The sequence below is a fragment of the Acinetobacter seifertii genome, assembly GCF_016064815.1.
Taxonomy (GTDB): domain Bacteria; phylum Pseudomonadota; class Gammaproteobacteria; order Pseudomonadales; family Moraxellaceae; genus Acinetobacter; species Acinetobacter seifertii.
In genome coordinates this window covers 454,166-479,260 of sequence record NZ_CP065820.1, presented here as the reverse complement: position 1 = coordinate 479,260, position 25,095 = coordinate 454,166, and the positions used below count along the sequence as shown (strand labels likewise).

Below are 25,095 nucleotides of genomic sequence, written 5' to 3'. Positions count from 1 at the left end.
GCGCCTTATTTCTTCTTAGCTTCTTTACGAAGAATGACTTCATCCGAATAACGAACACCTTTACCTTTATATGGTTCAGGAGCACGGTATGCACGGATTTCTGCCGCTACTTGACCTAACAACTGCTTGTTTGCTGATTTCAAAATGATTTCAGTAGCAGTTGGAGTTTCCGCTGTTACACCTTCTGGTAAAGCGTAGTCAATTGGGTGTGAGTAACCTAGGTTAAGGTTTACAACAGTACCTTTAACCGCAGCTTTATAACCAACACCAACTAGCTGCAACTTACGTTCGAAGCCTTCGCTAACACCTTTTACAAGGTTGTTCAATACAGCGCGAGCAGTACCAGCTTGCATCCAAGCATCTTTCGATTCTTTAACTGGAGCAAGTTGAAGTTTACCTTCTTCCTGTTTTAGCTCGACCAGCGCATGCAGGTTGAAAGACAATGTACCTTTAGTGCCTTTCACTTCGACCTGCCGGCCGTTCTGAGTAACTGCTACACCATTAGGTACAGTTACTGGGGCTTTAGCCACACGAGACATGAGGAATCACCTATTAAGAAACAAAAGCAATAACTTCACCACCAACGCCCGCAGCACGTGCAGCGCGATCAGTCATGATGCCTTTGCTTGTAGAAACAATTGCAATACCTAAACCTTGCTTAACGCTTGGAAGTTTATCTTTACCACGGTATTGGCGAAGACCTGGACGGCTTACGCGCTTAACCATTTCGATAACTGGTTTGCCTTCGAAATATTTTAAAGTAATAGTCAAAGTAGATTTTGTCTCTTCTTGAGCAACTTCTACATTTGAAATATAACCTTCTTGTTGAAGTACGTTTGCAATAGCAACTTTCAACTTAGAAGAAGGCATAGAAACAGTTTGTTTCTTAGCCATTTGTGCGTTACGAACACGTGTTAGCATGTCGGCAACGGTATCTTGCATACTCATTTAGTCGCTCCTTACCAGCTTGCCTTAACAACGCCTGGTACATCACCTTGCATTACTGTGTCACGTAATTTGTTACGGCTTAAACCGAACTTACGGAAGTAACCATGAGGACGACCAGTTAAACCACAACGGTTACGAAGACGTACCGGAGATGCATTACGCGGCAATGCTTGTAACTTTAACATCGCTTCGAAACGCTCTTCGTCGCTAGCATTTACGTTTGCAATCGTAGCTTTTAATTCAGCACGTTTTGCAGCGTATTTAGCAACAGTTTTTTCGCGTTTCAATTCGCGATTAATCATACCTTTCTTAGCCATATCGACCTCTTATTTGAACGGGAAGCCGAATGCACGCATAAGCGCACGGCCTTCGTCATCGGTGCGAGCAGTCGTAGTAATGGTAATATCCATACCACGAATACGATCAATCTTATCGAAATCGATTTCAGGGAAAACGATTTGCTCTTTCAAACCCATTGAGTAGTTACCACGACCATCAAATGATTTCGCAGAGAAACCACGGAAGTCACGGATACGAGGGATTGCGATAGAGATCAAACGGTCCAAGAATTCGTACATTTGGTCGCCACGTAAAGTAACTTTACAACCAATCGGCCAACCATCACGGATTTTGAAACCTGCGATAGATTTACGAGCAAGTGTAATTACTGGTTTTTGACCAGCAATTAATTGCATGTCGACTACAGCGCCATCTAATAATTTCTTATCAGTTGCAGCTGCGCCTACACCCATGTTTAGGGTAATTTTTGTGATGCGTGGAATTTCCATCACGTTCTTAATGCTAAGTTCTTCTTTTAACTTTGCTTTAAGTTCATCATTGTAACGTGCTTTAAGTCTGGCCATTGCCTTTTCAACCTATTACTTCGCTACCGCCACTGATTCACCATTTGATTTATAAACGCGAGTTTTCACGCCATCAATCACTTGGTAACCAACACGGTCAGCCTTCTGGGTTGTAGCATTTAAAATTGCCACGTTTGAAATATGAAGCGAAGCTTCTTGAGTAACTACACCGCCTTCAGCGCCAGTTACACGATTCGGCTTTTGATGCTTCTTCACTAAGTTAAGGCCTTCAACCTTAACGCGGTCTTCAGAAACAGACAATACAGTACCCTGTTTGCCTTTTTCTTTACCTGCGATCACGATAACTTGATCGCCTTTTTTAATCTTAGCCATGATTGCCTCTTATAGAACTTCAGGAGCCAATGAAATGATTTTCATGAACTGTTCAGTACGAAGTTCACGAGTCACTGGTCCGAAGATACGAGTAGCAATCGGAGCTTTGTTGTTGTTCAAGATAACTGCAGCATTATCATCAAAACGGATCACAGAACCATCTGGACGACGAATGCCGAATTTAGTACGAACTACAACCGCATTCATCACGTCACCTTTTTTAACACGTGCGCGTGGGATTGCTTCTTTTACAGTAACTTTAATAATGTCGCCAACAGAAGCATAACGACGATGTGAACCACCAAGTACTTTAATACATTGTACGCGGCGAGCACCACTGTTGTCTGCTACGTCGAGCATAGTTTCGGTTTGAATCATTGCCCTACTCCAAAACCGAGCATCACCGGTCACAATTTCGAAAGGCTCAAAGAGTACTCGAAATTGACCGATGATGCAACAAGAACGTCGAATTACTCAGCAGCTGCTTCAACTACTTCCACTAAAGTCCAAGCTTTAGTTTTAGAAATTGGGCGGCTTTCTTTAATGGTTACAACATCGCCAATTTTAGCAACGTTGTTCTCATCATGAGCGTGTAACTTAGTTGAACGGCGAATTGACTTGCCATACAACGGGTGTTGAACGCGGCGTTCAATAAGAACAACAATAGATTTATCCATTTTGTCACTTACGACTTTGCCGGTTAACGTGCGGACTGTTTTTTCACTCATTGTCCGTTCCCCTGTTTTTCGGTAAGGAGTGTCTTAATACGAGCAATTGTCTTACGAGCAATTTGCACTTCGTGCGATTTACCCAACTGACCAGTTGCTTTCGCCATACGAAGACGGAATTGGTTAAGCTGTTGCTCATCAAGCAAAGCTTTCAACTCTTCTACCGATTTTTCACGTAGATCTTTAGTTTTCATTACATTACCGTCCGAGTCACGATAGTGGTTTTAAACGGAAGCTTAGCAGCAGCTAAAGCAAATGCTTCACGCGCTAATTCTTCGTTCACACCTTCAATTTCGTACAGGATCTTACCTGGTTGGATCTGGCAAACCCAGTATTCCACGCTACCCTTACCTTTACCCATACGCACTTCAAGAGGCTTTTGAGTAATTGGTTTATCCGGGAATACGCGAATAAAGATTTTACCACCACGCTTAATACGGCGGCTAATAGTACGACGTGCAGCTTCAATCTGACGCGCAGTCATACGACCACGTTCAGTTGCTTTAATTGCAATCGAACCAAATGATACTGTACTACCACGATGCGCTAGACCAGTGTTACGGCCTTTATGCACTTTACGGAATTTGGTACGTTTAGGTTGCAACATGGATTATTCTCCCTTGTCAGCAGCACGGTCACCGCGACGACCACGACGCTCTTGACCTTCACCACGACCACGACCACGTTTAGCTGGACGATCTTCAGCAGGAGCAGGGTTCATGACTTGTTTCATGCCACCTAAGATCTCGCCACGGAAAATCCAAACTTTAACACCAATCGTACCGTAAGTTGTTTCTGCACGCATAGTTGCATAGTCAATGTCTGCACGTAATGTATGCAAAGGTACACGACCTTCACGATACCATTCTGTACGAGCAATCTCTGCACCACCTAAACGGCCAGACACTTCAACTTTGATACCTTTAGCACCAGCACGCATAGTGTTTTGAACCGCACGCTTCATAGCACGACGGAACATAACACGCTTTTCTAATTGAGAAGCAATTGCTTCAGCAACTAAACGCGCATCTAAGTCTGGGCGATCAATTTCGTTGATACTTACTTGCGCTGGAACACCCATAATGCTGGTAAGTTCGCGCTGTAATTTCTCAATATCTTCGCCTTTTTTACCGATTACGATACCAGGACGAGCTGTGCTAATAGTTACTTTAGCAGCGCCTGATGGACGTTCGATAAGAATATTGCTTACCATCGCATTCTTAAGTTTTTTAGTTAAAAACTCACGAACTTGAAGATCTTTAAGCAAGTATTCAGCGTATTGTTTCGGATTCGCATACCAGTTAGCGTTATGACGTTTCACAACACCTAGGCGGATACCGATTGGATGAACCTTCTGACCCATATCAAACCCCTACCTTAACGGTGATGTGACAAGTACGCTTAGTAATACGATCTGCACGGCCTTTAGCACGTGGCATAATACGTTTAAGGCTCATGCCTTCATCAACGTAAATCGTAGAAACTTTAAGATCGTCAACATCTAAACTGTTATTGTGTTCAGCGTTTGCAATCGCAGATTCCAATGCTTTTTTTACTAAAACAGCAGCTTTTTTATTGCTGAAGTTTAAGATGTTTAAAGCATGCGCAACAGATTTGCCGCGAATAAGATCTGCAACCAAACGTGCTTTTTGTGCCGAGATAGCGGCACCGCGTAATTTAGCAGTTACTTCCATCATGACACCTATTAACGTTTAGATTTCTTGTCAACACCGTGACCACGATAGGTACGAGTTGGCGCGAATTCACCGAGTTTATGACCAACCATATGCTCAGTAACAATTACTGGAACGTGATTACGACCATTATGAACAGAGATTGTTAAACCAACAAAATCTGGAAGGATCATCGAACGACGAGACCAAGTTTTGATCGGCTTGCGAGAGTTACTAGCAACAGCCGCTTCAACCTTAGCGAACAAGTGCGCATCGACGAATGGGCCTTTTTTCAGAGAACGAGGCATTAGTCAGATTCCTTTACTTGACGCGACGGTCGCGAATAATCATCTTAGTCGTACGCTTATTGGTACGTGTCTTGTACCCTTTAGCTTTTTGACCCCATGGGCTTACAGGTTGAATACCTTTGTTACGCCCTTCACCACCACCGTGTGGGTGGTCAATCGGGTTCATCGCCATACCACGTACGGTAGGACGAACACCACGCCAGCGTGAAGCACCAGCTTTACCCAATGAACGAAGGTTGTTTTCTTGGTTAGAAACTTCACCAATTACAGCGCGGCATTCAACATGCACTTTACGCATTTCGCCTGAACGAAGACGAATAATCGCGTAAGAACCATCACGACCCAACAACTGAACAGAAGCACCAGCAGAACGCGCTAATTGTGCACCCTTACCAATTTTAAGTTCAACGTTATGAAGTGTAGAACCGATCGGCATATTACGAAGTGGCAAGCAGTTACCTGGACGAATTGGAGCATCGTTACCAGATTGTACTTTATCGCCAGCACGTAAACCTTTAGGTGCAATGATATAACGACGCTCACCGTCAGCATATTTCAATAAAGCAATATGTGCTGTACGGTTTGGATCGTATTCAATACGCTCTACAACAGCTGGGATGCTGTCTTTGTTACGTTTGAAGTCAACGATACGGTAGTGTTGTTTATGACCACCACCAACGTGACGAGTAGTAATGTGACCGTTGTTATTACGACCACCAGTACGTTTTTTAGCTTCAACCAACGGTGCGTAAGGAGCGCCTTTGTGAAGATGGTCATGAACCACTTTCTCTACAAAGCGACGTCCTGGAGACGTTGGCTTACATTTTTGAATCGGCATAATTTTCGTCCTTATTCCGCTGCGCTTTCAGCGGTATCGCCCAAGTCAGCCATTTCAACATCTTGGCCGGCTTTCAGGGTGACGTATGCTTTTTTAACATCAGAACGACGTCCTAATGTACGACCAAAGCGCTTAGTCTTACCTTTAGTAATAGTTGTGTTAACTTTAACAACTTCTACACCAAAAAGTTTTTCAACTGCTTTTTTGATTTCAAGTTTAGTAGCATTGATGTCTACTTTAAATACTTGAACACCAACAGTATCACCTAAAACTTGTGCCTTTTCTGAGAAGACTGGTCCTTTAAGGACTTGATAGATACGTTCGTTGTTCATCCGAGTTCTACCTCAATTTTCTTAGCAGCAGCTACAGACATCACAACTTTATCAAACGCGATCAAGCTTACAGGATCGATTGCAGTTGCATCTACCACATCTACATGTGGAAGGTTACGTGCTGCAAGATATAAGTTCTCATCTACAGCGTCAGTAACGATTAATGCACGAGCAGCATTTAAGTCGTTAAGTTTTGCAAGCAATTCTTTAGTTTTTGGAGCTGCAACAGCAAACTCTTCAACTAATACAAGGCGATCTTGGCGAACAAGTTCAGCTAAGATACATTGCATTGCACCGCGGTACATCTTACGGTTTACTTTTTGAGACCAATCTTGTGGACGAGCAGCAAAAGTTTTACCACCACCAACCCAGATAGGGCTACGAATAGAACCCGCACGAGCACGACCAGTACCTTTTTGACGGAATGGTTTTTTACCACCGCCAGAAACGTCTGCACGCGATTTTTGAGCACGAGTACCTTGACGACCACCTGCTAAATAAGCAGTAACAACTTGGTGTACAAGAGCCTCGTTAAATTCACGTCCGAAAGCAACTTCAGACAATTCAACAGCAGAGCCGGAAACAGTTTTCAAATTCACGGTATTTCCCCTCAGGCCTTGATGGTAGGACGTACAATTACGTCACCGCCAGTTGCACCAGGAATTGCACCTTTAACAACTAAAACAGAACGTTCAGCGTCAATAGATACGATTTCAAGACCTTGTACTGTTACGCGTTCATCACCTAAGTGACCAGCCATTTTTTTGCCTTTGAACACGCGTCCAGGAGTTTGGTTTTGACCTGTAGAACCTAATACACGGTGAGAAACTGAGTTACCGTGAGTAGCGTCTTGGGTACGGAAGTTCCAACGTTTAACACCACCTTGGAAACCTTTACCTTTTGATTGACCAGTTACGTCAACAATTTGACCAACTGTGAACAAATCAACGCCAATAGTACCGCCAACTTCACGACCTTCAAGCTCAGCTTCAGTAACACGGAATTCTTTAACCAAGCGACCAGCAGCAACACCAGCTTTCGCGAAGTGACCTTTCTGAGCGTTAGTTACGCGAGATTCGCGACGTTCACCAGTAGTTACTTGAACAGCTTGATAACCATCAGTTTCAAGTGTTTTGATTTGCGTAATGCGGTTTGGATCGACTTCGATGACTGTAACAGGTACAGAAACACCAGCATCTGTAAAGATGCGAGTCATACCACATTTGCGACCGACTAAACCAATAGCCATGTGCATAAACCTCTAAAAAAGCGGCCTAATTAACTAATCGTTAATTAACCGAAAGCCTTAACCCAAAGCGATCTGAACATCAACACCAGCTGCAAGATCTAACTTCATCAATGCATCAACAGTTTTATCTGTAGGTTGAACGATGTCGATCAAACGTTTGTAGGTGCGGATTTCGTACTGGTCACGCGCATCTTTATTAACGTGCGGTGAAGTAAGAACGTTGAAGCGTTCGATGCGAGTAGGCATCGGAATTGGACCACAAACTTGTGCGCCGGTACGCTTAGCGGTTTCTACGATCTCTTGAGCAGATTGATCAATCAGACGATGATCAAAAGACTTAAGACGGATACGAATTCTCTGGTTAGACATACCAGTAAACTCCAAGCCAAATATATAAAGAATCACCTTTGACGCATCTCACCTATTGGTAAGTGTCAAAGGCAGTGATAATCACCAAGGTCGTGATCGATGCCACGACTGTAATGCACATTTACTACTTTCTTCGCAGTAAATGCCCTCTTCTTGAGGGTCGCTCATTATAACGATTGTTTAAGTCTTATGCAATTCTCTTTTTCTATTTTTTGCTCAAATCCTGTTTTAGTTAATCATTTTAGGTATTTATTACAAATTCAATCGCTTTATTTAAAAGCTGATTACCCTGTTCAAATTTTTTTGCATCTGAATATTCAAGCTCACGTGTAGATTGCACATATTCCCCACTAAAAATTGAAAGTTCTTCCTCATTTTCCAAAAGAATTTTTAGGGCTGCTGGGGTCATCTCTGGATGAAACTGAAAGCCTAATACATTCTTTCCAATCTGGTACATTTGATTACGACAAGCATTGCTCTCAGCCAAACGTATAGCACCTTTAGGTATTTCAAATGTTTCGCTATGCCACTGCATCACATTAATTTCTTCAGGCAAAGGAAAGCTTTCCTGAGGTAAGTTTGCAACTCTTTGAACTGTCGACCATCCAAGTTCTTGATAACGATTACGGCTAACCGCTGCACCCAATGCATTTGCGATCAGTTGGCCTCCCAAGCAAAGACCTATAGCTGGCTTACCTGCCGCTAAATATCGACGTAGCCATCTTTTCTCTATTTTCAGCCATGGGTAATTTGCTTCGTCATTAACACTCATGGTTCCACCCATAACCAATAATAAATCAACTTCTTCAATTCGTGGTAAAGCTTCTATTTCAAGAGAACGATCAACTGGAAGTGCAAAAAACTCAGTAGAGCTAATAGTTGCATGATGAGCTTTTAAAAATGAGTAGCAACTTCCAAAACCTTCACCAGCAATATGTTGGAAATAGTGAACACGTAAATGCGACTTCATGCGCTTAAACCTATTGTTGTTAGAATGTTGGTTAGATCTTTGCAAAAATAAAGCCAAGTTTTTAGTGAATGTTACAGCAGTAACGAAACATCTTAGAAATAATCAAAAATCTAGCGAATAAGTAAGTTTTCTCTTAATCTAATCTTATTATTTAAAGTACAGCGCCCTATGAAAAAGCATAACAATTTTCAAACCCAACTCATTCATGCACCACGAAAAGCACCTCAGTTTATCGAGACCGTGCAACCTCCCTTATTTCGTGCATCAACTATTATTTTTAAAACAACTGCGCACCTTTTTGATCGCCATTGGACTGACCCTTATGATTATAGCTATGGGACACATGGCACACCTACCACATTCACTTTAGCCGACAATATTACGCAAATAGAGGGTGGTTTGTACGGCTTACTTGCACCAAGTGGTTTATCTGCAATAAATATAGTTAACTCTGCTTTTTTAGGAACAGGTGATGAAGTTTGGGTACCAGACAATATATATGGTCCAAACCTAGAGCATTTAAACTATTTAAAAGCACAATATGGCATCAGGGTTAAAGTTTATAATTCAATTGATGTTTCAACTTTTCAACCTACCGAACAAACCAAGCTTTTATGGCTAGAGGCTGCAGGCTCTGTCACTATGGAGTTTCCAAATCTTAAAGAGTTAGTAAAAAAAGCAAAAGCTCAAGGTGTTTTAACAGCTTTAGATAATACTTGGGGGGCTGGACTTGCATTTAATGCTTTTGATTTTTCTAATGAACATCTATCAGTTGACTTAACTGTGCATGCACTTACCAAATATCCAAGTGGTGGTGGCGATATATTGATGGGTAGCATTGTAACTTGCGATGAAAAACTATATCACCGCCTGTTCCGTACACATGCCACTCTAGGTATTGCTATCTCAGGAGATGATGCAGCACAAGTTCAGCGTAGCCTCGCACACATGTCACTACGATATGAACAGCAATCAAATAATGCGAAAACTTTATTGGAATGGTTAAAGCAACAGCCTCAATTTGCACAAGTTCTACATCCAAGTGATAAAGCTTCCCCAGGTCATCAATATTGGCAAGAGATTTGCACTACAGGTAAGAGTGCAGGATTAGTCAGTGTCATATTTAAACCTGACTATGATATTTCAGCTATACGTCGCTTTTGTGATGCTCTTAAGCTATTTAAACTTGGTTTTAGTTGGGGTGGTCCAGTTAGTCTTATCATGCTTTATGATCTAAAAATGATGCGAAAACTTGAAAATACACATTTACAACAAGGTTTATTGGTTCGTTTGTGTATAGGTCTGGAAGATCCCCAAGATTTAATTCAAGATATCGAAAATGCGCTGAAATATTTGTAAAACGACAAGATCAACAGTGACTCACACCGAAGGATAAAAATATATGGGTACACCGATTGTTATTGCTAAAAATATTAATGACACCTCTAAAGAAATTGTTTTGCTTCCTCAATTTGCTAACCGGCATGGTTTAATTGCAGGTGCTACGGGTACAGGTAAAACAGTCACTCTAAAGGTTCTTGCAGAAAGTTTTTCTAGAATCGGTGTTCCCGTCTTTCTTGCCGACGCAAAAGGCGATGTTTCTAGCCTAGCAAAAGCTGGAGAGGCTTCGGATAAATTTAATGAGCGTTTAAAGCTTCTACAAATTGATAGCGTTCCTTTTGCTGCCAATCCCGTTATTTTTTGGGATTTATTTGGGCAACAAGGCCATCCTATTCGAACCACTATTTCTGAAATTGGGCCAATTTTATTAGCACGTATACTCAATCTAAATGACACTCAAGAAGGTGTTCTATCTGCTGTTTTCCGCATCGCAGATGATCAAGGATTACTGTTAGTCGACTTTAAAGACCTAAAAGCCATGATTACTTTTGTGAGTGAACATGCAGCGGAATTTAAAGCTGAGTACGGCAACTTATCTCCAGCCAGTTTAGGAGCAATTCAGCGCAATTTGCTCGCTCTTGCCGACCAAGGTGGGGATCAGTTCTTTGGAGAGCCAGCTTTAAATATTCTGGACTTTATACAAACCGATGCTAATGGCCGCGGCTATATCAATATTCTTGCTGCTGACAAGCTAATGAATACACCCAAGCTATACGCTACTTTTTTATTATGGATGCTTTCCGAATTATTTGAACAGCTTCCAGAAGTTGGCGATATGGATAAACCAAAACTCGTGTTTTTCTTCGATGAAGCTCACTTGTTATTTGATAATGCCAGTCAAGCTTTACAACAGAAAATTGAACAAGTTGTACGTTTAATTCGCTCTAAAGGTGTCGGTATTTATTTTATTACTCAAAATCCACTTGATTTACCAGAAAGTGTTTTGGGTCAGCTTGGTAACCGCGTACAACATGCTCTACGCGCATTTACTCCGAAAGATCAAAAGGCAGTAAAAACTGCTGCAGATACGTTTCGTGCTAATCCTAATTTCAAAGTGGATGAAGCGATTACACAGCTAGCGGTAGGTGAAGCCCTCATTAGTTGCCTAGATGAACAAGGTACTCCACAAATTGTAGAGCGTGGCTGGGTGATGCCCCCCTACTCCTCTTTTACACCCATTACACCTGAAGAACGAAAAAGCCTAATTTCCCAAAGTATTATTGCTGGTGTCTATGAACAAGTTGTAGATCGCGAGAGCGCTTATGAAATGCTGCAAAATAAAGTCGCTGAACGTGAGCAGCAAAAACAGGATGCTGAGCTTGCCAAAGAGCAAGAAGCTTTAGCGAAGCAACAAGCCAAGGAACAAGAACGTTTAGCACGAGAACTGCAAAAGGAAGAAGAACGTGCTGCAAAAGAACGAGCAAAACTAACTCAAGATATAGTGGGAACTTTTGCAAAAAGCGCTGCACGCACTTTAGGCGGCAGTACAGGACAGAAATTGGTACGCGGATTACTTGGCTCATTATTTGGAAAATAGACCATTTAAATCAGCACTTTATTTTAAGGGATTTTATATCCCTTAAATTTTTTATGGTTTTATTAAGAAAACTATTGCGATTAATTTTTATAAGATGTATTTTAAATACATCTTATAAAGCCAGATAATTAAGGTCTAGCCATGACTCCACAACAAATTGAACTCGTAAAATCTACTGTACCTGTATTGCGTGAACACGGCGTTACACTGACTACATACTTTTATAAACGAATGTTGAATAACAGTCCTGAATTAAAAAATGTTTTTAACCTAGATGACCAGACAAGCTTACGCCAACCCCGCGCCCTTGCAGCAGCAGTACTCGCATATGCTGAAAATATTGAAAATCCTACAGTGCTTGCCAAAGCAGTTGAGCGTATTACCACTAAGCACGTAAGTTTAGATATTCAACCAGATCAATATGCAATTGTTGGAGACAACTTACTTCATTCAATTAGTGAAGTTTTAAATGTTCCATTTGAATCAGAACTGATTGAAGCGTGGAAACAAGCTTATTTACAGTTGGCAGATATTTTAATTGGCGTTGAAAAACAAAAATATGAACAGCTTGAAAGCTTAAAAGGTGGATGGGCTGGCTGGCGTTCATTTGAAATTACACAAATTGACCCACTTGAGTCTGGCAAGCGCTTTACGTTAAAAGCGACTGATCATGAAGATGTACTGACTAGCCCAGCTAATGCTTTTATTTCTGTAAAAGTACAAGTTCCTGAGCAACAACTTGAGCAACCTAAAGCATTTAAATTTACAGAAGCTCAGGAAAATAATGCGTACCACTTTGAGGTGCAACCAGAAGAAAATCATACTGAATTTTCCGTTGCTAATATTTTACTTGAGCACTATAGAGTGGGTGACCAAGTACAAGTTTCAGCTCCTTTAACGCTCTAATATAAAAAGCTCTGGCCTGAAAGTTTTCTTCTTTAGACTTTCAGGCTAAGATGATCGTCCGTCAACCTTTAGTTTTTGGTGATCATGCAACTTAATAAATTTACCGATTATGCTTTACGAATATTAATGTACGTCGCTCGCCCAAGTGATGCACCGTATACGATTGCAGAAATCGCGAAAGATTTGCATGTTTCGCAAAACCATCTGGTTAAAGTTGTTCATTTCATGGGCAAGCAAGAATGGATTATTACCATTCGCGGCAAAGGTGGAGGAATTCGCTTAAATCCTAATGCACTAAACTCAAATTTGGGTGCAATTGTTCGTATATTACAAGGTGATAACCAAATCGTTGAATGCAATACACCACCATGTGTTTTGCGCTCTCATTGTGGCTTAAAAGGAATTCTCGATCAGGCTTTAGAAAGTTTTTATCAAAGCTTAGACCAATACACGCTTGGAGAAGTCTTACAACAGCCGAGATCTGCTTCAAATACCTCTCCGATAGACTTTTTGCAAATCTAAACTTCGTAATTCTATTTATCTTTACAAGCAAGCTTACTGAAAATTAGCAAGAATAACCAAGCTCCTTTATACTAGGCGCGAGCCCTCTCATTTAAAAAGTTATTTTTTATGCGTCGTAGTGAAAAATCGAAAGACACCAAAGCCAGACTCGCACCCAAACAAAAGATCAGTTATGAAAAGAAACCAGATCCAGCGATCACGGAATATGCCGTACAATCCCTGAACTGGTTACGCCAAGCTGAGTTTTTAATGAGTGCACCTAAATTGGCACTTTGTGTTGAAGATAGTGGCTACGAGATTGCTTTTGCAGGACGCTCAAATGCTGGTAAGTCTAGTGCTATTAATGCCTTAACCAACAAAAAACAACTCGCACGTGCCTCAAAAAAACCAGGCCGCACTCAGATGATTAACTTCTTCAGTCTAGGTAATCCTGATCAACGCCTAGTTGACCTTCCTGGTTATGGTTATGCTGCCGTACCAGAGGACATGAAACGTGTATGGCAAAAAGAATTAGAGAACTATCTAATCCATCGTAAAAGCTTACAAGGATTAGTGTTACTTATGGATATTCGCCACCCTTTACAGCACTTTGACATGATGATGTTAGAGTGGGCTTATTCACGCCATCTATTTGTACATATTCTTTTAACTAAAGCAGACAAACTTAATCGCGGCCCAGCAAACAAAGTCTTGCTTGAAGTTAAACAACAACTGAAAAAAATGAAGCTTGATTTCTCGATTCAGCTTTTTTCTTCATTGAACAAACTAGGCTTAGAAGAACTCGCCAGTGTAATGGCTGGACGCTTACATTTTACGCTTGATCAAGAGCCAGAATTTGACGTTGATGCGATTCCTGAAGCAAGCGATGAGGATGCTGAAGAGTAAATCGTCATAGCAGATACAATTTCTTTATCAAATTTATATTCAAATGGCCCCTATTGCTAAACACAAATGCAGGGGCTTTTTTTATACTCGTTATAACTTCATCGAGTTAAAAATCAGGACTAAATGATGAAATTGCTATCTTTTTTGAAGAATAAGGCTTTAGGTTCTTCTATTGATTATAAAATTCTTCCACGCAAGGTGAAATTTGATTGGAAAGACACGCCTGTAGACTGGATTCCAAACCAACCGTTTGCAAGTTACTTTATTAATGAAATTAATAATATCTTGCCTGCTGGAGAGTTCTGGTTCTGCCGTTTATATAACAAAGTTTTACCTCGCATTACCGATGAAAAACTTAAACAGGACGTTCAAGCATTTATTCGCCAAGAGGCTATGCATGCAAATGCACATACTTCTGCCAATAAAGAATATTTAAGTGCACGTAATATTGATATTCAGAGAAATCTGGACGTTATGAATTATCTATTTACCACCGCTTTGGCAGATAAACCTTTTGACAAAGAAGTTCCTCAGTTCTTGCAAGAGCAATGGGATTTATTCCGTTTAGGTGTTATTGCAACTGTTGAGCATATGACCTGTGTACTCGGTAAATATGCGCTTTATAACAACCGTTGGGAGGAACTAGGCGCAGATCCAGAAATGGTCGATCTGGTTAAATGGCATGGTTCTGAAGAAATTGAACATCGCACAGTAGCCTTTGATTTATATCGTCATCTTGGTGGCGGATATATTCCACGTTACTACTTAAGCCTTGCAGTTATTACCCTCGTACTGGGATTATGGGTAGATGGCGCAGCACATATCATGAAGCAAGATCCTCGCTTTGCCGATGCAGCCAAATCTAAATTTTTTCCAGTTTGGGTTGCTGTAGAGTGGTATAAGATTAGCCGTAAGGATAATCAGGTATTACCAAATCCGTTTTGGCTTATTGCTCAGCAAATTGACTACCTTATGCCTTGGTATGATCCGGTCAAAGAAGGCAGCACTGAAGATGCGGTAAGTTATTTATCTCAATCTCCAGCAGCAAAAAGAGCCGAGCTACAAGCCGCTTAAAAATAAAAAAGCAGGATATAAATCCTGCTTTTTTATTGAGTGATCAGACACTGATATCTTTATCTTTTGTATATCGATCTACAACCACACTAATCATCATATCGCCCTGAACATTTACCACTGTTCTTACTGTATCGAGCAACCGGTCGATTGGAAGTAAAATAGCAATTGCTTCAGCTGGTAGACCCACAGACTGCAATACCATAATCATGGTAACCATACCCGCGCTCGGAATTCCCGGTGCTCCAAGTGATGCAATCATTGCTGTTAAACACACGACAATTTGCTGGGTCAGATTTAAATCCAGTCCTACTAGATTTGCCACAAACAGTGCAGCTGCTGCTTCATATAGTGCGGTACCATCCATGTTGAGCTGCGTACCTAATGGAATCACAAAACCCGCCGTTTGAGGACGTACGCCTAAGTTTTCTTGTGCGCATTTCATACTCAGCGGCATTGTGGCAGAGCTAGAACTGGTTGCGAATGCAGTAATTAAAGCTGTACGTGTACCTTTGAAAAAAGTCCAAGGGCTCATACGACCAAAAATCCAAAGCAGTAATGGCAAAACGACAGCACCATGAAAAATAGTGGTTCCGGTTACCACAACGGCAAATTCAGCCAGTCGACTTAATACTGAAATATCTTCTGTCGCCATTAACTTAGCAAGTAATGCAAAAATTCCTAATGGCGCCAATTTCATGACCCATCCAACCAGCATCATCATCATTTCAAAAAACTGATGACTCAATAAGCGGATACTCTTAAAGCGCTCACCACCATGAACTAAAGCAACACCCACAAATAGTGCAAACACGACAACCGCCAGGACATTTCCATCACTAAATGCTTTAAATGGGTTAATTAAAGTATTTTGAATAAAATTAGTGAAGAAAGTTGCCGGGTTTAAACTATCTGGTGCTTGATAGCTTTGCATGGATGCCTGAAAAATTGAAATATCTACGCCTCGACCCACCTCAAATAAATGAGCACAGCTAATACCTAAAATTAAGGCCAAGGTGGTAGTGGTGATACAACATAAAAATGTGATTTTCCAAACGGGACCTAACTGCCCGCCTGCCTGTAAATTTGAAACTCCAACCACAATGGAAGTAAAAATTAATGGCACTAACAACATTTTAAGTAGTCCAATAAAAACACTACTTAATACGCCCAAGCCATATAAACTATGCTTTACAAAAGCAGTATCAGGATACATGGTGAGTAGGAAGCCAAAGGCTAAACCTAAAATCGCGGCAATCAGAATTTGTGTATTTAAGTTCATATCAACGTTATTTTTTTCAGTAGGCAATACTTTTGCAAATATGACATGAGCTTGATTTTCATTCGAGCAATTTTTTGTCACATGCTTTGAATTAAAAATAAAAAAGCCATCTTTTTAGATGGCTCATTATTAATTATTGAGTTTCAATTTCCCGCAAACGTATCAAACCTTCTTGCACCGTACTACAAACGAGCTGCCCATGTTGCCACATACGGCCAAAGTTTAGACCGCGAGAAGCTGCGCTCACTGTGGCTTCCATGTCATAAAGCATCCATTCATCAGCACGAAGTGGGCGATGAAAATAAATGGCATGATCAATACTGGCACACTGCAAACTTGGAGAAATATAGCTTAAACCATGAGGTCTTAAAGCCGTAGTCATTAAAGTAAAATCTGAATAGAACGCCACAATTGCTTGGTGTAAAGCAATGTCATCTAGCTGTTTTGGAATGCGATCATGAGTACGAATATAGTGCGCATTAAACGGGGCTTCCGGCTGAGGCTGAAATGGATTGACTGGATCAATCGGACGAATTTCAACATGACGTTCACGCATGAAACTTGCACGGACATTCTCTGGTACGAAATTAAGAATCCCTTCTTTAAGCTCACTTTCTGACTTTAACGTCTCAGGAGCTGGGTATTCCGGCTCTGAATGCTGGTAGTTCAAACCTTCCTCAGGGTTGGCGAAAGATATCATTGCCGAGAAAATAACTCGTCCATGCTGGATTGCCCGAACTTGACGGCTGACAAAGCTTTTTCCATCACGCAAACGATCTACTTCATAGATGATTGGAGCATTAATGTCGCCACCATATAAAAAGTAAGCATGCATAGAATGCGCAGGACGGTCGGTTGTATAAGAGGCAGCACGTAAAGCCTGACCTAAAACCTGACCTCCAAAAACACGTTTACCGACCAAATTACGGCTAATTCCACGGTAAATATTTTCTTCAAGCTTTTCTAAAGTGAGCAGCTCAACCAGTTCTTGGGTTAACGCATTCATGAGAGATACCTTCATATTGCAGGCAAAATTGGTATTAAAAGACAGATGTGTAGAATCTATTGTGCCATAAAAAACTATTTGTACATGGAACAATCAGTCAACTTCTGACGAACATTGCCCTTAAAACAGCTAAAAATACGATTTTTAACGATAAAAAATGCCAAAAGCATTATAATTTATAAGAAAGTAGCATATTGTTTTTTTTAATAAATGCCTCAAAATAATTACCCTCTGCATTTGGTGCCGGGATTTGTCTTTAAGAAGTAGGAGTTCTTATGTCCAAGAGTGGGTTTGGTCAAATGTATCGTCGGCTTTCGAGTAAGCTACTTGACCTCGTGGTAACACCACATGTTCTTGGGGAAGTTCCTACTGAACCAGTATCAGAAACAACAGAAACTGAAGCAAAGACTGAGCGCCAAAAAGTGGTGTGCTATGTCTTACAAAACCATTCTCGCAGCAATGCTTTAGTGGTGGATGGGGAAACTCGCCGTTTAAATTTAAAGCCAGCATTAGATCCGTTAGTTATCGGTTCTCATCAGGAAAAAGCATCAGTTTTATTTTTACAGCATAATGATGAAAATAACCTATTAAATCCCCCACCTCATGCTTTTCCACCTCGCTTAATTAAACTGATTGAAGTTTTACAGGCAAATCCTGAGCTCGATATAGAACTGGTTCCAGTAACCGTTTTGTGGGGGCGTTCCCCAGATAAAGAAGACTCTTGGTTCAAGCTCTTGTTCTCAGACACATGGGCAACGCCAAGTACAGTTAAGCAGCTTGTGAATATCGGTTTACATGGTCGCCAATCTTATTTGGAGTTCCATGAACCGCAGTCTTTACGTGACCTTGTTGAATATGCCCAACAGCATTATCCAAACCTTTCACCAGCGACTTATATTGTTAGTACCTTAAATGACTATCTTGACCGTCAGCGTGAAGTGGTCTTAGGTCCTGACTTATCAGATCGTCGCAATGTCATGCAGTCAGTTGTAAAGTCTCGTGACGTGCAAGAGGCTATTCGACGCGAGAGTATTCGCGGCAAAATTAGCATGCTCGAAGCAGAACGTCGTGCGATTGGTTATGTCAATGAAATCGTATCTGACTATTCACACTCAGCAGTACGTTTTGCAGATTTAGCATTAACACGCCTATGGACTCAGCTTTATGACGGCGTAGAGGTTCACAACTTTAGTACGGTTCGTGAGCTCGCGAAAGATTACGAAATTGTTTATACACCGTGTCATCGCAGCCATATTGACTACTTATTATTGTCTTATGTGATTTATAGACGTGGCCTAATGGTTCCGTATATTGCTGCTGGTGACAACTTGAACTTGCCTTTCGTGGGCCAGCTTTTACGTGGTGGTGGTGCTTTCTTTATTCGCCGCTCTTTCCGTGGCAATGGTCTTTATACAACTGTATTTAAAGAATATTTATACAGCATTCTTTCTCGTAATACGCCACTTGAATACTTTATTGAAGGTGGTCGTTCGCGTACAGGTCGTTTATTACCACCGAAAACTGGTATGCTTGCCATGACAGTTCATAGTCATTTACGTGGCCGCACAAAGCCAATTGTATTTGTACCAACTTATATTGGTTATGAGCGCCTGATGGAAGGTTCGACTTACGTTGGCGAAATGCAAGGTAAGCCAAAAGAAGCTGAATCTATTTTTGGTATTGTTAAAACATTACGAAAAATTGAACGCATTTTCGGTAAGGTACACGTTAACTTTGGTGAACCCGTTTTCCTTGATGATTTGCTTAAACAGCATAACGCAGAAAATGTCTACATCGAGAAAAATGACGACCCTATTCCTCAAGCCGTTTCAGATGCTGTAAATAGCTCTGCACATGCAATTTTAGAAAATATTAACCGTGCGGTAGTCATTAACCCGGTTTCTTTACTCTCAATTATTTTGCTTGCTACTCCAAAGCATACCCTTGATGAAGAAATCTGTATTAAACAGCTTGAAGCTTACCGCAATTTAGCATCGAATTTCCCTTACGATCAGCGTACAGAAGTAACGCCACTATCTGGCAAGGAAATTATTGCTTACGGCTTAAAGCTAAAATTAATTAAGCGTGTACAGCATGCACTGGGCGATATTATTGCGATTGAAGATAATCAAGCAGTTCTGCTTACATACTTCCGTAATAACATTTTGCATGCTTTCGTTTTACCTTCATTGGTTGCATCGCTTGTTGAACATAACGGTAAAATCAGTCGTGCTGATTTAAGTAATGTCATCTATACGCTTTATCCATTCTTAAAAGCTGAACTGTTCCTTAAATGGCAAAGCAGTGAGCTTAAAGAACAGATTGAACAATATGCAGATGCATTGGTTCAATCAAACCTTATTCATCAAGATGAAGAAGGTAACTTGATTAGCTCTGCACCAAACACTGAAGAGCACAATCAACTTGTTGTATTGGCAACACCTGTTAAGCAAAGTCTAGAACGCTATTACATGACTTTAGCTTTAATTACTCAGCGCGGTTCAGGCAATATTTCAGCAAAACAAGTTGAAGAGTTAAGTCATTTGTTAGGTCAACGCTTGTCTGTTCTTTATGAGTTTAATTCTCCAGAGTTCTTTGACAAAGCATTGTTCCAAAGCTTTATTAAAGTTTTAACTCAGCAAAATTACATCCGTACTAATGATCAAGGCCAGATTGAGTTTGACGATAATTTCCGTCAAATGGCAGCAGGCGCACAGTTAGTACTTGATGAAGTAACATTGCAGATGTTGCAGCACATCACGACCTTTACTGATGAAGAACTAAAAGAAGCACTTGAAGCAATGGCCTCTCAACAAGCGAAACGTCGTTTAAAACGTAAAAAATCTTAAAGTTTGACTCAAAATAAAAGGCAACTTAAGTTGCCTTTTATTTTATCGAGGCATTGAACACTCGAAGTAACGTGGATCATCAATACAACGTAAGCGCTTCATCAATTCAACAAAGTAAGCATCGTAATATCCAGAACGCACATATTGATTGCGTATTTTGGCCACCATAATGTCATAGCTCTGCTTTTCGTAAAAAGAAACATCTACCCAATAGTAAGCTGGCAAATGGTTTTCCCACTGTATCGCTCGATTCGTTAATAATTGACTATTTTGCACAAACCAAGACCGAATTTTTCGGCCAAAATTGGCAGGATACGATTTAGGCTTAATAATTAGATTTACCCCGAAATAAGCCAGTGGAAAGTTAATCACCTGAGTGTCTGGCCCAAAATCTTTCTGTAAGTTATATGGTAAAAGCCCATAAATCGGTGCAGGCATAATATCGATTTTGTTTTGCTGGAACTGAGTGATCGCATTGGATAAATCAACATAGACTGGCTGTGCACCTACACTTCTCACCAACGCCTGCTGTGGCGGATTATTGGCTAATACACCGACTCTTTGACCTTTAAGCTGTGCCACTTTCGATATTTTTTTGTTTTTCATGACCATATAGGCTGTTCCTACGGGAATCATACCAACCACTTCATAGTCTTGATTAATGAGTTTTTTCTCAATTGTCGGGTGATTTAAAAGCTGTAATAAATTTCGGGCAGTCCTGTTATTAGGTATAAGGCCTATACCTGAACTACTTCCCATAAAATGATTGTATTGATACGTATTAAAGTTACTGGCTGCTAAACCCGAACATTTACCATCGTCAAAAGCTTGAATGGCTTGCTGCTCTTTTTGATAGCTGACAACTTTGAATTTAACATTATATTGCTGAGCATATAATCGGATGTCATTTAAACGACGCGTTATATCCCCTTGGGTGCCCATAGGATCATATGTACACCACAACTGATCCTCTGCCCAACTCGCAACAGACATTGCACTCAAAATAAGCGCTAAATAAAATTTCTTCACTTTCAACATTTTTATCTTTATCGGCAATTTATTTGCCTCTTCAGGTATTTCTATTGTTATTTAAAGTTTAGTCTAAATTTTGGTTTGTACTATGAGCATTTAAACATAATAAATAGTCATTAAAGCAAATTGGGTGTTCAAGTTGAAAACCTGTTTCAAATAAGTGTTTCGCATATATTTTTTTACCTGAAACATGAGCTGAATCTAAGGTAAGCAACGGTAAGTCTAACTGGCTCTGAAACCAAAGGATGACTTCATGTAACGGTACAGGGGCATTATTGGCAACAAGATAACTCTTATGCGGTTTTTCATAATCAGCTAAAAATGCTAAAAATCTTGCCAAGTCATCAATATGAATACGATTACTATAGTGAATATTTGGGTAGGTTTGTGTGTTTTCAGCCATGCGTTTTAATCGATCAACCGAAGCACCATAAATCCCTGTGGGACGTACAATCACGCATTGAGCTGGAAAGTATTTCTGCCATAGCAATTCCATATTATGAAGAATATGGCCTTGAGCATCATTCGGATGAATCTGACTTTCATCATCAATCGTTTCACCAGAATTTTCACCATATACCCGCGTAGATGACACCACAATTAATCTTTTGACTGCATGTGATTTTAAAGCCTGTCGAATAGGCTCAATACTATCCACGTAAGTATGATGATAACCTTGAACTGTACTATCGTCTGGAGAAAGCAAAATATAAACGACATCTACAGGCGCAATTTCACTTAAATCGAGCGTAAAAATATCCTGTATGAGGTGTGTCCCGTAAGGATCTGTTTTTTCACTACGGCTAATTGTGGTAATTTGATGTCCTGTCTCAAATAGTTGTTTAGCAACACGCTGAGATGTTTTACCATAACCGATAAATAATATATGCATAGAGAACTCGTTGAGGGGACATGACTTCAGTCCATCAGTTACAAGGCGTTGGATCGGCTTCAGCAGCCCTACTCGAAAAACTAAATATTTTTACCACAGATGATTTACTGTTTCATCTGCCCCGTGATTATGAAGATCGCAGTACCATTATTCCTATGAATCAGTTGGTGGTTGGTCGTAGTTATTTACTCGAGGGTGAAGTCAAATCTGTTGATTTCCCTCCAGGTAAACGTAAATCTATGGCTGCATTAATACAAGATGAATTTGGTAAGGTGACTTTACGTTTTTATCATATTTATAAAAACTTAACCGATAAAATAAAACCTGGTAACCGTTTACGTATTTTTGGTGAAGTTCGCGTAGGCGCACGAGGACTTGAGCTTTATCATCCAGAAATTCAGCTCATTAATGAACACACACCTCTGCCAAAAACTCAGCTCACAGCAATTTACCCGAGCACTGATGGATTAACACAACCTAAATTACGCGAATATGTTAAACAGGCGTTGAAGCATCATAGTGATGCCTTACCTGAGTTGCTTCCCAAGCAATATACAAATGGATATGCACTCAAAGAAGCATTACATTACATTCATGAGCCACCTGTCGATGCCAATATGATTCAATTGGCCGAAGGATCTCACCCTGCACAGCAGCGTCTTATTTTTGAAGAACTGGTTGCACACCAAATTAGCCTTCTCACACGACGTGCTTATATTCGTCAAATTGCCTCACCCGCTTTCCCAAGCAGTAAGGTACTGGCAAAAAAACTGTTAGAAGCTTTACCATTTCAAATGACCAATGCACAAAAGCGTGTATCCAAAGAAATTTTAAGCGACTTAAAACAACACCAGCCTATGCTACGTTTAGTACAAGGTGACGTAGGTGCAGGGAAAACTCTAGTTGCGGCAGTTGCAGCATGCCATGCATTAGAGGCCGATTGGCAAGTTGCATTAATGGCACCTACCGAAATTTTGGCAGAGCAGCATTATTTAAACTTTAAACGTTGGTTTGAACCTTTAGGCATTACTGTCGCTTGGTTATCAGGCAAACAAAAAGGTAAAGCGCGAGCACAAGCTGAACAACAAATTAAAGAAGGTCATGCAGAACTGATTGTAGGTACTCATGCCTTATTTCAAGATAACGTTGGGTTTGCAAAGTTAGGTCTTGTGATTATTGATGAGCAACATCGCTTCGGGGTAGATCAACGATTGGCTCTACGCAATAAAGGCGCTGAACAACTTACCCCTCATCAATTGGTCATGACTGCAACGCCAATTCCTAGAACATTAGCAATGAGTGCTTATGGCGATTTAGACACATCCATTATTGATGAATTACCACCAGGTCGTACACCAATTCAGACAGTCACGATTCCGCTAGACCGTCGTGAAGAAGTGCTAAATCGAATTGCTACAAATTGTCGAGAAGGCAAACAAGCTTACTGGGTATGTACTCTGGTTGAACAGTCCGAAACTTTAGATGCTCAAGCCGCGGAAGCCACCTATCAAGAAATGAGAGAGCGCTTTCCTGAACTTAATATTGGTTTAGTTCATGGCAAAATGAAAGCTGATGAAAAGCAATCTGTCATGCAAGCATTTAAAAATAACGAACTACAGCTTCTGATTGCCACAACTGTCATTGAAGTGGGTGTAGATGTACCCAACGCTTCGATTATGGTTATTGAAAATGCTGAGCGTTTAGGCCTTTCACAGCTACACCAATTACGTGGTCGTGTCGGACGAGGTGCAAAAGCCAGTTTTTGCGTTCTTCTTTATAAACCACCACTTTCACAAAATGGGCAAGAAAGACTTTCGATTTTAAGAGAGAGTAATGATGGCTTTGTGATTGCAGAAAAAGACCTTGAACTAAGAGGTCCGGGTGAGTTATTAGGAACCAAACAAACAGGTGATATGGGGTTTAGAGTCGCGCGATTAGAACGAGATGATCATTTACTGAGTCAAGCGCATTATGTTGCACAACAGGTTCTAAAAGACTATCCACAACAAGCTGATGCCCTCTTGAAACGCTGGCTACCGGAAGCACCCCGATACGCTTATGTTTAAGTTGTTCAATCCTCAATATCTTTTTCAGTTCTTGTCCCCTTGCCTGTTATGTGAAATAGGAACGCGGGGTAAGCACTCGCTTTGTAAAGAATGTTGGGAACAACTACCATGGCTTAAGCAGACAGTTCAGCGTAATGATCTATCTGTCCTTGTGGCCTGCCATTATGCCTATCCAATTAACCGTATAATTCAGCAGTTTAAATATGAACAAAAATTACATTACCAAACCCTACTTGCTGAGGTTTTACAGCAAATAAAATTTCCTAAGGTACAAGCCATAGTACCTATGCCTATTTCTAAAGAGCGTTTAACGGAGCGAGGTTTTAATCAATCATTATTACTTGCCAAGCTTCTAAGTAAACAATTAAGAATACCCGTTTGGCAGCCTGTCAAACGCCTCAATGAGCGTTCACAAAAAGGATTATCTCGACTCGAAAGATTTGAAAATATTGAACAGCAATTTGTTGCGATACCTCAAGAAAAACGGCGCTACCGTCGTGTGCTGATTATTGATGATGTGATCACAACAGGAAGTTCAATTTCCGCTTTAAGTCTAGTGCTAAAACAGCTAGGGTGCACATCTATTTATGCAAGCTGCCTAGCTGCTGCCTCATCTACATCATATTAAAATTATTAAATTGCAGATAAGTTTTGCTCACACCATGGAATTACTATTTCTTTGGTTAATGGCGCAAGTTTAGTTTCGGAATCATTAAATTTTATCCACTTCATTTCAGCAATTTCGGCTGCAATTTGTGGAGACTGTTTTAATCGAACCAAATATAAATGGCTAATCAGCGTATGATCTGGCTCATTAGCAGCTGCTGTCTCAAACTGTCCTATAAACTGCTCTATTACACAAGAGCTGCCAACTTCTTCCAGAATTTCACGTTGTATGGCTGTTTCCGGAGCCTCATTCGGCTCCAGCTTACCGCCTACTTGCATAAAAGCTTGTGTATCACGCTTTCTAACCAGTAATAATTCATTGTGCTCATTTAAGATCACCGCAGCGGCGACCGTAATTATTTTCAC

The 25,095-nt window shown here is 40.6% G+C and carries 31 protein-coding genes and 2 pseudogenes; 10 read left to right on the top strand and 23 right to left on the bottom strand.

Going from position 1 to position 25,095, the window contains the following annotated elements:
* Window positions 1-5 precede the first annotated feature (5 nt).
* From rplF to I8T81_RS02230, 18 genes and pseudogenes are all read right to left on the bottom strand, one after another.
* The gene (gene rplF, locus I8T81_RS02315) at window positions 6-539 is read right to left on the bottom strand and encodes a 50S ribosomal protein L6 (protein WP_004705382.1); all 534 of its coding nucleotides are present in this window, start codon (window positions 537-539) and stop codon (window positions 6-8) included.
* A 13-nt stretch (window positions 540-552) separates the two neighbouring features.
* On the bottom strand, window positions 553-948 hold the full coding sequence (rpsH, locus tag I8T81_RS02310) for a 30S ribosomal protein S8 (RefSeq protein ID WP_002049732.1): 396 nt from the start codon (window positions 946-948) through the stop codon (window positions 553-555).
* An 11-nt stretch (window positions 949-959) separates the two neighbouring features.
* Window positions 960-1,265, bottom strand: coding sequence for a 30S ribosomal protein S14 (rpsN, locus tag I8T81_RS02305; RefSeq protein WP_001074624.1), 306 nt, complete (start codon window positions 1,263-1,265; stop codon window positions 960-962).
* Window positions 1,266-1,274: 9 nt separating this feature from the next.
* Window positions 1,275-1,811, bottom strand: coding sequence for a 50S ribosomal protein L5 (rplE, locus tag I8T81_RS02300; protein WP_004705381.1), 537 nt, complete (start codon window positions 1,809-1,811; stop codon window positions 1,275-1,277).
* Between the two features lie 15 nt (window positions 1,812-1,826).
* A complete protein-coding gene (rplX, locus tag I8T81_RS02295; RefSeq protein WP_002049703.1) occupies window positions 1,827-2,144 on the bottom strand; it encodes a 50S ribosomal protein L24 in 318 nt (105 codons plus the stop codon).
* 9 nt (window positions 2,145-2,153) lie between these two features.
* On the bottom strand, window positions 2,154-2,522 hold the full coding sequence (gene rplN / locus I8T81_RS02290; protein ID WP_001982634.1) for a 50S ribosomal protein L14: 369 nt from the start codon (window positions 2,520-2,522) through the stop codon (window positions 2,154-2,156).
* Window positions 2,523-2,614: 92 nt separating this feature from the next.
* Window positions 2,615-2,872, bottom strand: a complete 258-nt coding sequence (gene rpsQ, locus I8T81_RS02285; RefSeq protein WP_001291845.1) for a 30S ribosomal protein S17 — start codon at window positions 2,870-2,872, stop codon at window positions 2,615-2,617.
* A complete protein-coding gene (rpmC, locus tag I8T81_RS02280) occupies window positions 2,869-3,066 on the bottom strand; it encodes a 50S ribosomal protein L29 (protein ID WP_000849927.1) in 198 nt (65 codons plus the stop codon). Before rpmC ends, rpsQ begins: the two co-directional genes overlap by 4 nt.
* A complete protein-coding gene (gene rplP, locus I8T81_RS02275) occupies window positions 3,066-3,479 on the bottom strand; it encodes a 50S ribosomal protein L16 (protein WP_002049688.1) in 414 nt (137 codons plus the stop codon). Before rplP ends, rpmC begins: the two co-directional genes overlap by 1 nt.
* Window positions 3,419-4,235, bottom strand: a pseudogene (rpsC, locus tag I8T81_RS02270) (30S ribosomal protein S3). Before rpsC ends, rplP begins: the two are co-directional and overlap by 61 nt.
* 1 nt (window position 4,236) lies before the next feature.
* Entirely contained in the window at window positions 4,237-4,566 is a 330-nt protein-coding gene (gene rplV / locus I8T81_RS02265) for a 50S ribosomal protein L22 (RefSeq protein WP_001982638.1), read from the bottom strand.
* An 11-nt stretch (window positions 4,567-4,577) separates the two neighbouring features.
* Complete coding sequence (gene rpsS, locus I8T81_RS02260) at window positions 4,578-4,853, bottom strand: 30S ribosomal protein S19 (RefSeq protein ID WP_001138119.1); 276 nt, start codon at window positions 4,851-4,853, stop codon at window positions 4,578-4,580.
* 13 nt (window positions 4,854-4,866) lie between these two features.
* Entirely contained in the window at window positions 4,867-5,691 is an 825-nt protein-coding gene (gene rplB, locus I8T81_RS02255; RefSeq protein WP_002049686.1) for a 50S ribosomal protein L2, read from the bottom strand.
* 11 nt (window positions 5,692-5,702) lie between these two features.
* Window positions 5,703-6,023 (bottom strand): 50S ribosomal protein L23, encoded by a 321-nt coding sequence (rplW, locus tag I8T81_RS02250; protein WP_002049693.1) that lies wholly within the window; start codon window positions 6,021-6,023, stop codon window positions 5,703-5,705.
* On the bottom strand, window positions 6,020-6,622 hold the full coding sequence (rplD, locus tag I8T81_RS02245; protein ID WP_002049755.1) for a 50S ribosomal protein L4: 603 nt from the start codon (window positions 6,620-6,622) through the stop codon (window positions 6,020-6,022). The genes rplW and rplD overlap by 4 nt, the downstream gene beginning before the upstream one ends.
* Before the next feature lie 11 nt (window positions 6,623-6,633).
* Window positions 6,634-7,272 (bottom strand): 50S ribosomal protein L3, encoded by a 639-nt coding sequence (gene rplC, locus I8T81_RS02240; RefSeq protein WP_002049740.1) that lies wholly within the window; start codon window positions 7,270-7,272, stop codon window positions 6,634-6,636.
* A 57-nt stretch (window positions 7,273-7,329) separates the two neighbouring features.
* A complete protein-coding gene (gene rpsJ / locus I8T81_RS02235) occupies window positions 7,330-7,641 on the bottom strand; it encodes a 30S ribosomal protein S10 (RefSeq protein ID WP_000070912.1) in 312 nt (103 codons plus the stop codon).
* 241 nt (window positions 7,642-7,882) lie between these two features.
* Window positions 7,883-8,611, bottom strand: a complete 729-nt coding sequence (locus tag I8T81_RS02230) for a type 1 glutamine amidotransferase (RefSeq protein WP_198072037.1) — start codon at window positions 8,609-8,611, stop codon at window positions 7,883-7,885.
* A gap of 168 nt (window positions 8,612-8,779) precedes the next feature.
* On the opposite strand from I8T81_RS02230, the gene I8T81_RS02225 reads away from it, so the two are divergent.
* From I8T81_RS02225 to I8T81_RS02200, 7 genes and pseudogenes are all read left to right on the top strand, one after another.
* A complete protein-coding gene (locus I8T81_RS02225) occupies window positions 8,780-9,970 on the top strand; it encodes a PLP-dependent transferase (RefSeq protein WP_198072036.1) in 1,191 nt (396 codons plus the stop codon).
* A gap of 43 nt (window positions 9,971-10,013) precedes the next feature.
* On the top strand, window positions 10,014-11,549 hold the full coding sequence (locus tag I8T81_RS02220) for a helicase HerA-like domain-containing protein (protein WP_198072035.1): 1,536 nt from the start codon (window positions 10,014-10,016) through the stop codon (window positions 11,547-11,549).
* Window positions 11,537-11,667: pseudogene (locus tag I8T81_RS19075) on the top strand (hypothetical protein). The gene I8T81_RS02220 and the pseudogene I8T81_RS19075 overlap by 13 nt, the downstream one beginning before the upstream one ends.
* Before the next feature lie 23 nt (window positions 11,668-11,690).
* The gene (locus tag I8T81_RS02215; RefSeq protein ID WP_049064635.1) at window positions 11,691-12,455 is read left to right on the top strand and encodes a globin domain-containing protein; all 765 of its coding nucleotides are present in this window, start codon (window positions 11,691-11,693) and stop codon (window positions 12,453-12,455) included.
* An 84-nt stretch (window positions 12,456-12,539) separates the two neighbouring features.
* Window positions 12,540-12,977, top strand: coding sequence for an RrF2 family transcriptional regulator (locus tag I8T81_RS02210; RefSeq protein WP_019457787.1), 438 nt, complete (start codon window positions 12,540-12,542; stop codon window positions 12,975-12,977).
* A gap of 108 nt (window positions 12,978-13,085) precedes the next feature.
* Window positions 13,086-13,862, top strand: coding sequence for a ribosome biogenesis GTP-binding protein YihA/YsxC (gene yihA / locus I8T81_RS02205; RefSeq protein WP_019457788.1), 777 nt, complete (start codon window positions 13,086-13,088; stop codon window positions 13,860-13,862).
* Between the two features lie 123 nt (window positions 13,863-13,985).
* Entirely contained in the window at window positions 13,986-14,936 is a 951-nt protein-coding gene (locus I8T81_RS02200; protein WP_191001072.1) for a metal-dependent hydrolase, read from the top strand.
* A gap of 43 nt (window positions 14,937-14,979) precedes the next feature.
* Here I8T81_RS02200 and I8T81_RS02195 read toward each other — a convergent pair whose 3' ends face one another.
* The gene (locus I8T81_RS02195; RefSeq protein ID WP_198072736.1) at window positions 14,980-16,245 is read right to left on the bottom strand and encodes a dicarboxylate/amino acid:cation symporter; all 1,266 of its coding nucleotides are present in this window, start codon (window positions 16,243-16,245) and stop codon (window positions 14,980-14,982) included.
* A 106-nt stretch (window positions 16,246-16,351) separates the two neighbouring features.
* Entirely contained in the window at window positions 16,352-17,224 is an 873-nt protein-coding gene (locus tag I8T81_RS02190; RefSeq protein WP_198072034.1) for an acyl-CoA thioesterase, read from the bottom strand.
* Window positions 17,225-17,499: 275 nt separating this feature from the next.
* Between I8T81_RS02190 and plsB the strand changes: the two genes are divergently transcribed.
* On the top strand, window positions 17,500-20,073 hold the full coding sequence (plsB, locus tag I8T81_RS02185; protein WP_004705358.1) for a glycerol-3-phosphate 1-O-acyltransferase PlsB: 2,574 nt from the start codon (window positions 17,500-17,502) through the stop codon (window positions 20,071-20,073).
* A gap of 42 nt (window positions 20,074-20,115) precedes the next feature.
* On the opposite strand, the gene I8T81_RS02180 is transcribed toward plsB, so the two are convergent.
* Entirely contained in the window at window positions 20,116-21,102 is a 987-nt protein-coding gene (locus I8T81_RS02180; protein ID WP_198072735.1) for a putative solute-binding protein, read from the bottom strand.
* Between the two features lie 67 nt (window positions 21,103-21,169).
* Window positions 21,170-21,997 carry an NAD(P)H-binding protein gene (locus tag I8T81_RS02175; protein WP_198072033.1) on the bottom strand — a complete coding sequence of 276 codons (828 nt, stop codon included), beginning with the start codon at window positions 21,995-21,997 and terminating at the stop codon, window positions 21,170-21,172.
* 20 nt (window positions 21,998-22,017) lie between these two features.
* Here I8T81_RS02175 and recG point away from each other — a divergent pair, with 20 nt between their 5' ends.
* Together recG and I8T81_RS02165 are read left to right on the top strand one after the other, a co-directional pair.
* The gene (gene recG / locus I8T81_RS02170) at window positions 22,018-24,063 is read left to right on the top strand and encodes an ATP-dependent DNA helicase RecG (RefSeq protein ID WP_174743389.1); all 2,046 of its coding nucleotides are present in this window, start codon (window positions 22,018-22,020) and stop codon (window positions 24,061-24,063) included.
* Window positions 24,056-24,691 carry a ComF family protein gene (locus I8T81_RS02165; protein WP_198072032.1) on the top strand — a complete coding sequence of 212 codons (636 nt, stop codon included), beginning with the start codon at window positions 24,056-24,058 and terminating at the stop codon, window positions 24,689-24,691. The genes recG and I8T81_RS02165 overlap by 8 nt, the downstream gene beginning before the upstream one ends.
* A gap of 5 nt (window positions 24,692-24,696) precedes the next feature.
* Here the strand turns inward: I8T81_RS02165 and I8T81_RS02160 are convergent, their stop codons facing one another.
* The gene (locus I8T81_RS02160; protein ID WP_004705348.1) at window positions 24,697-25,095 is read right to left on the bottom strand and encodes an NUDIX hydrolase; all 399 of its coding nucleotides are present in this window, start codon (window positions 25,093-25,095) and stop codon (window positions 24,697-24,699) included.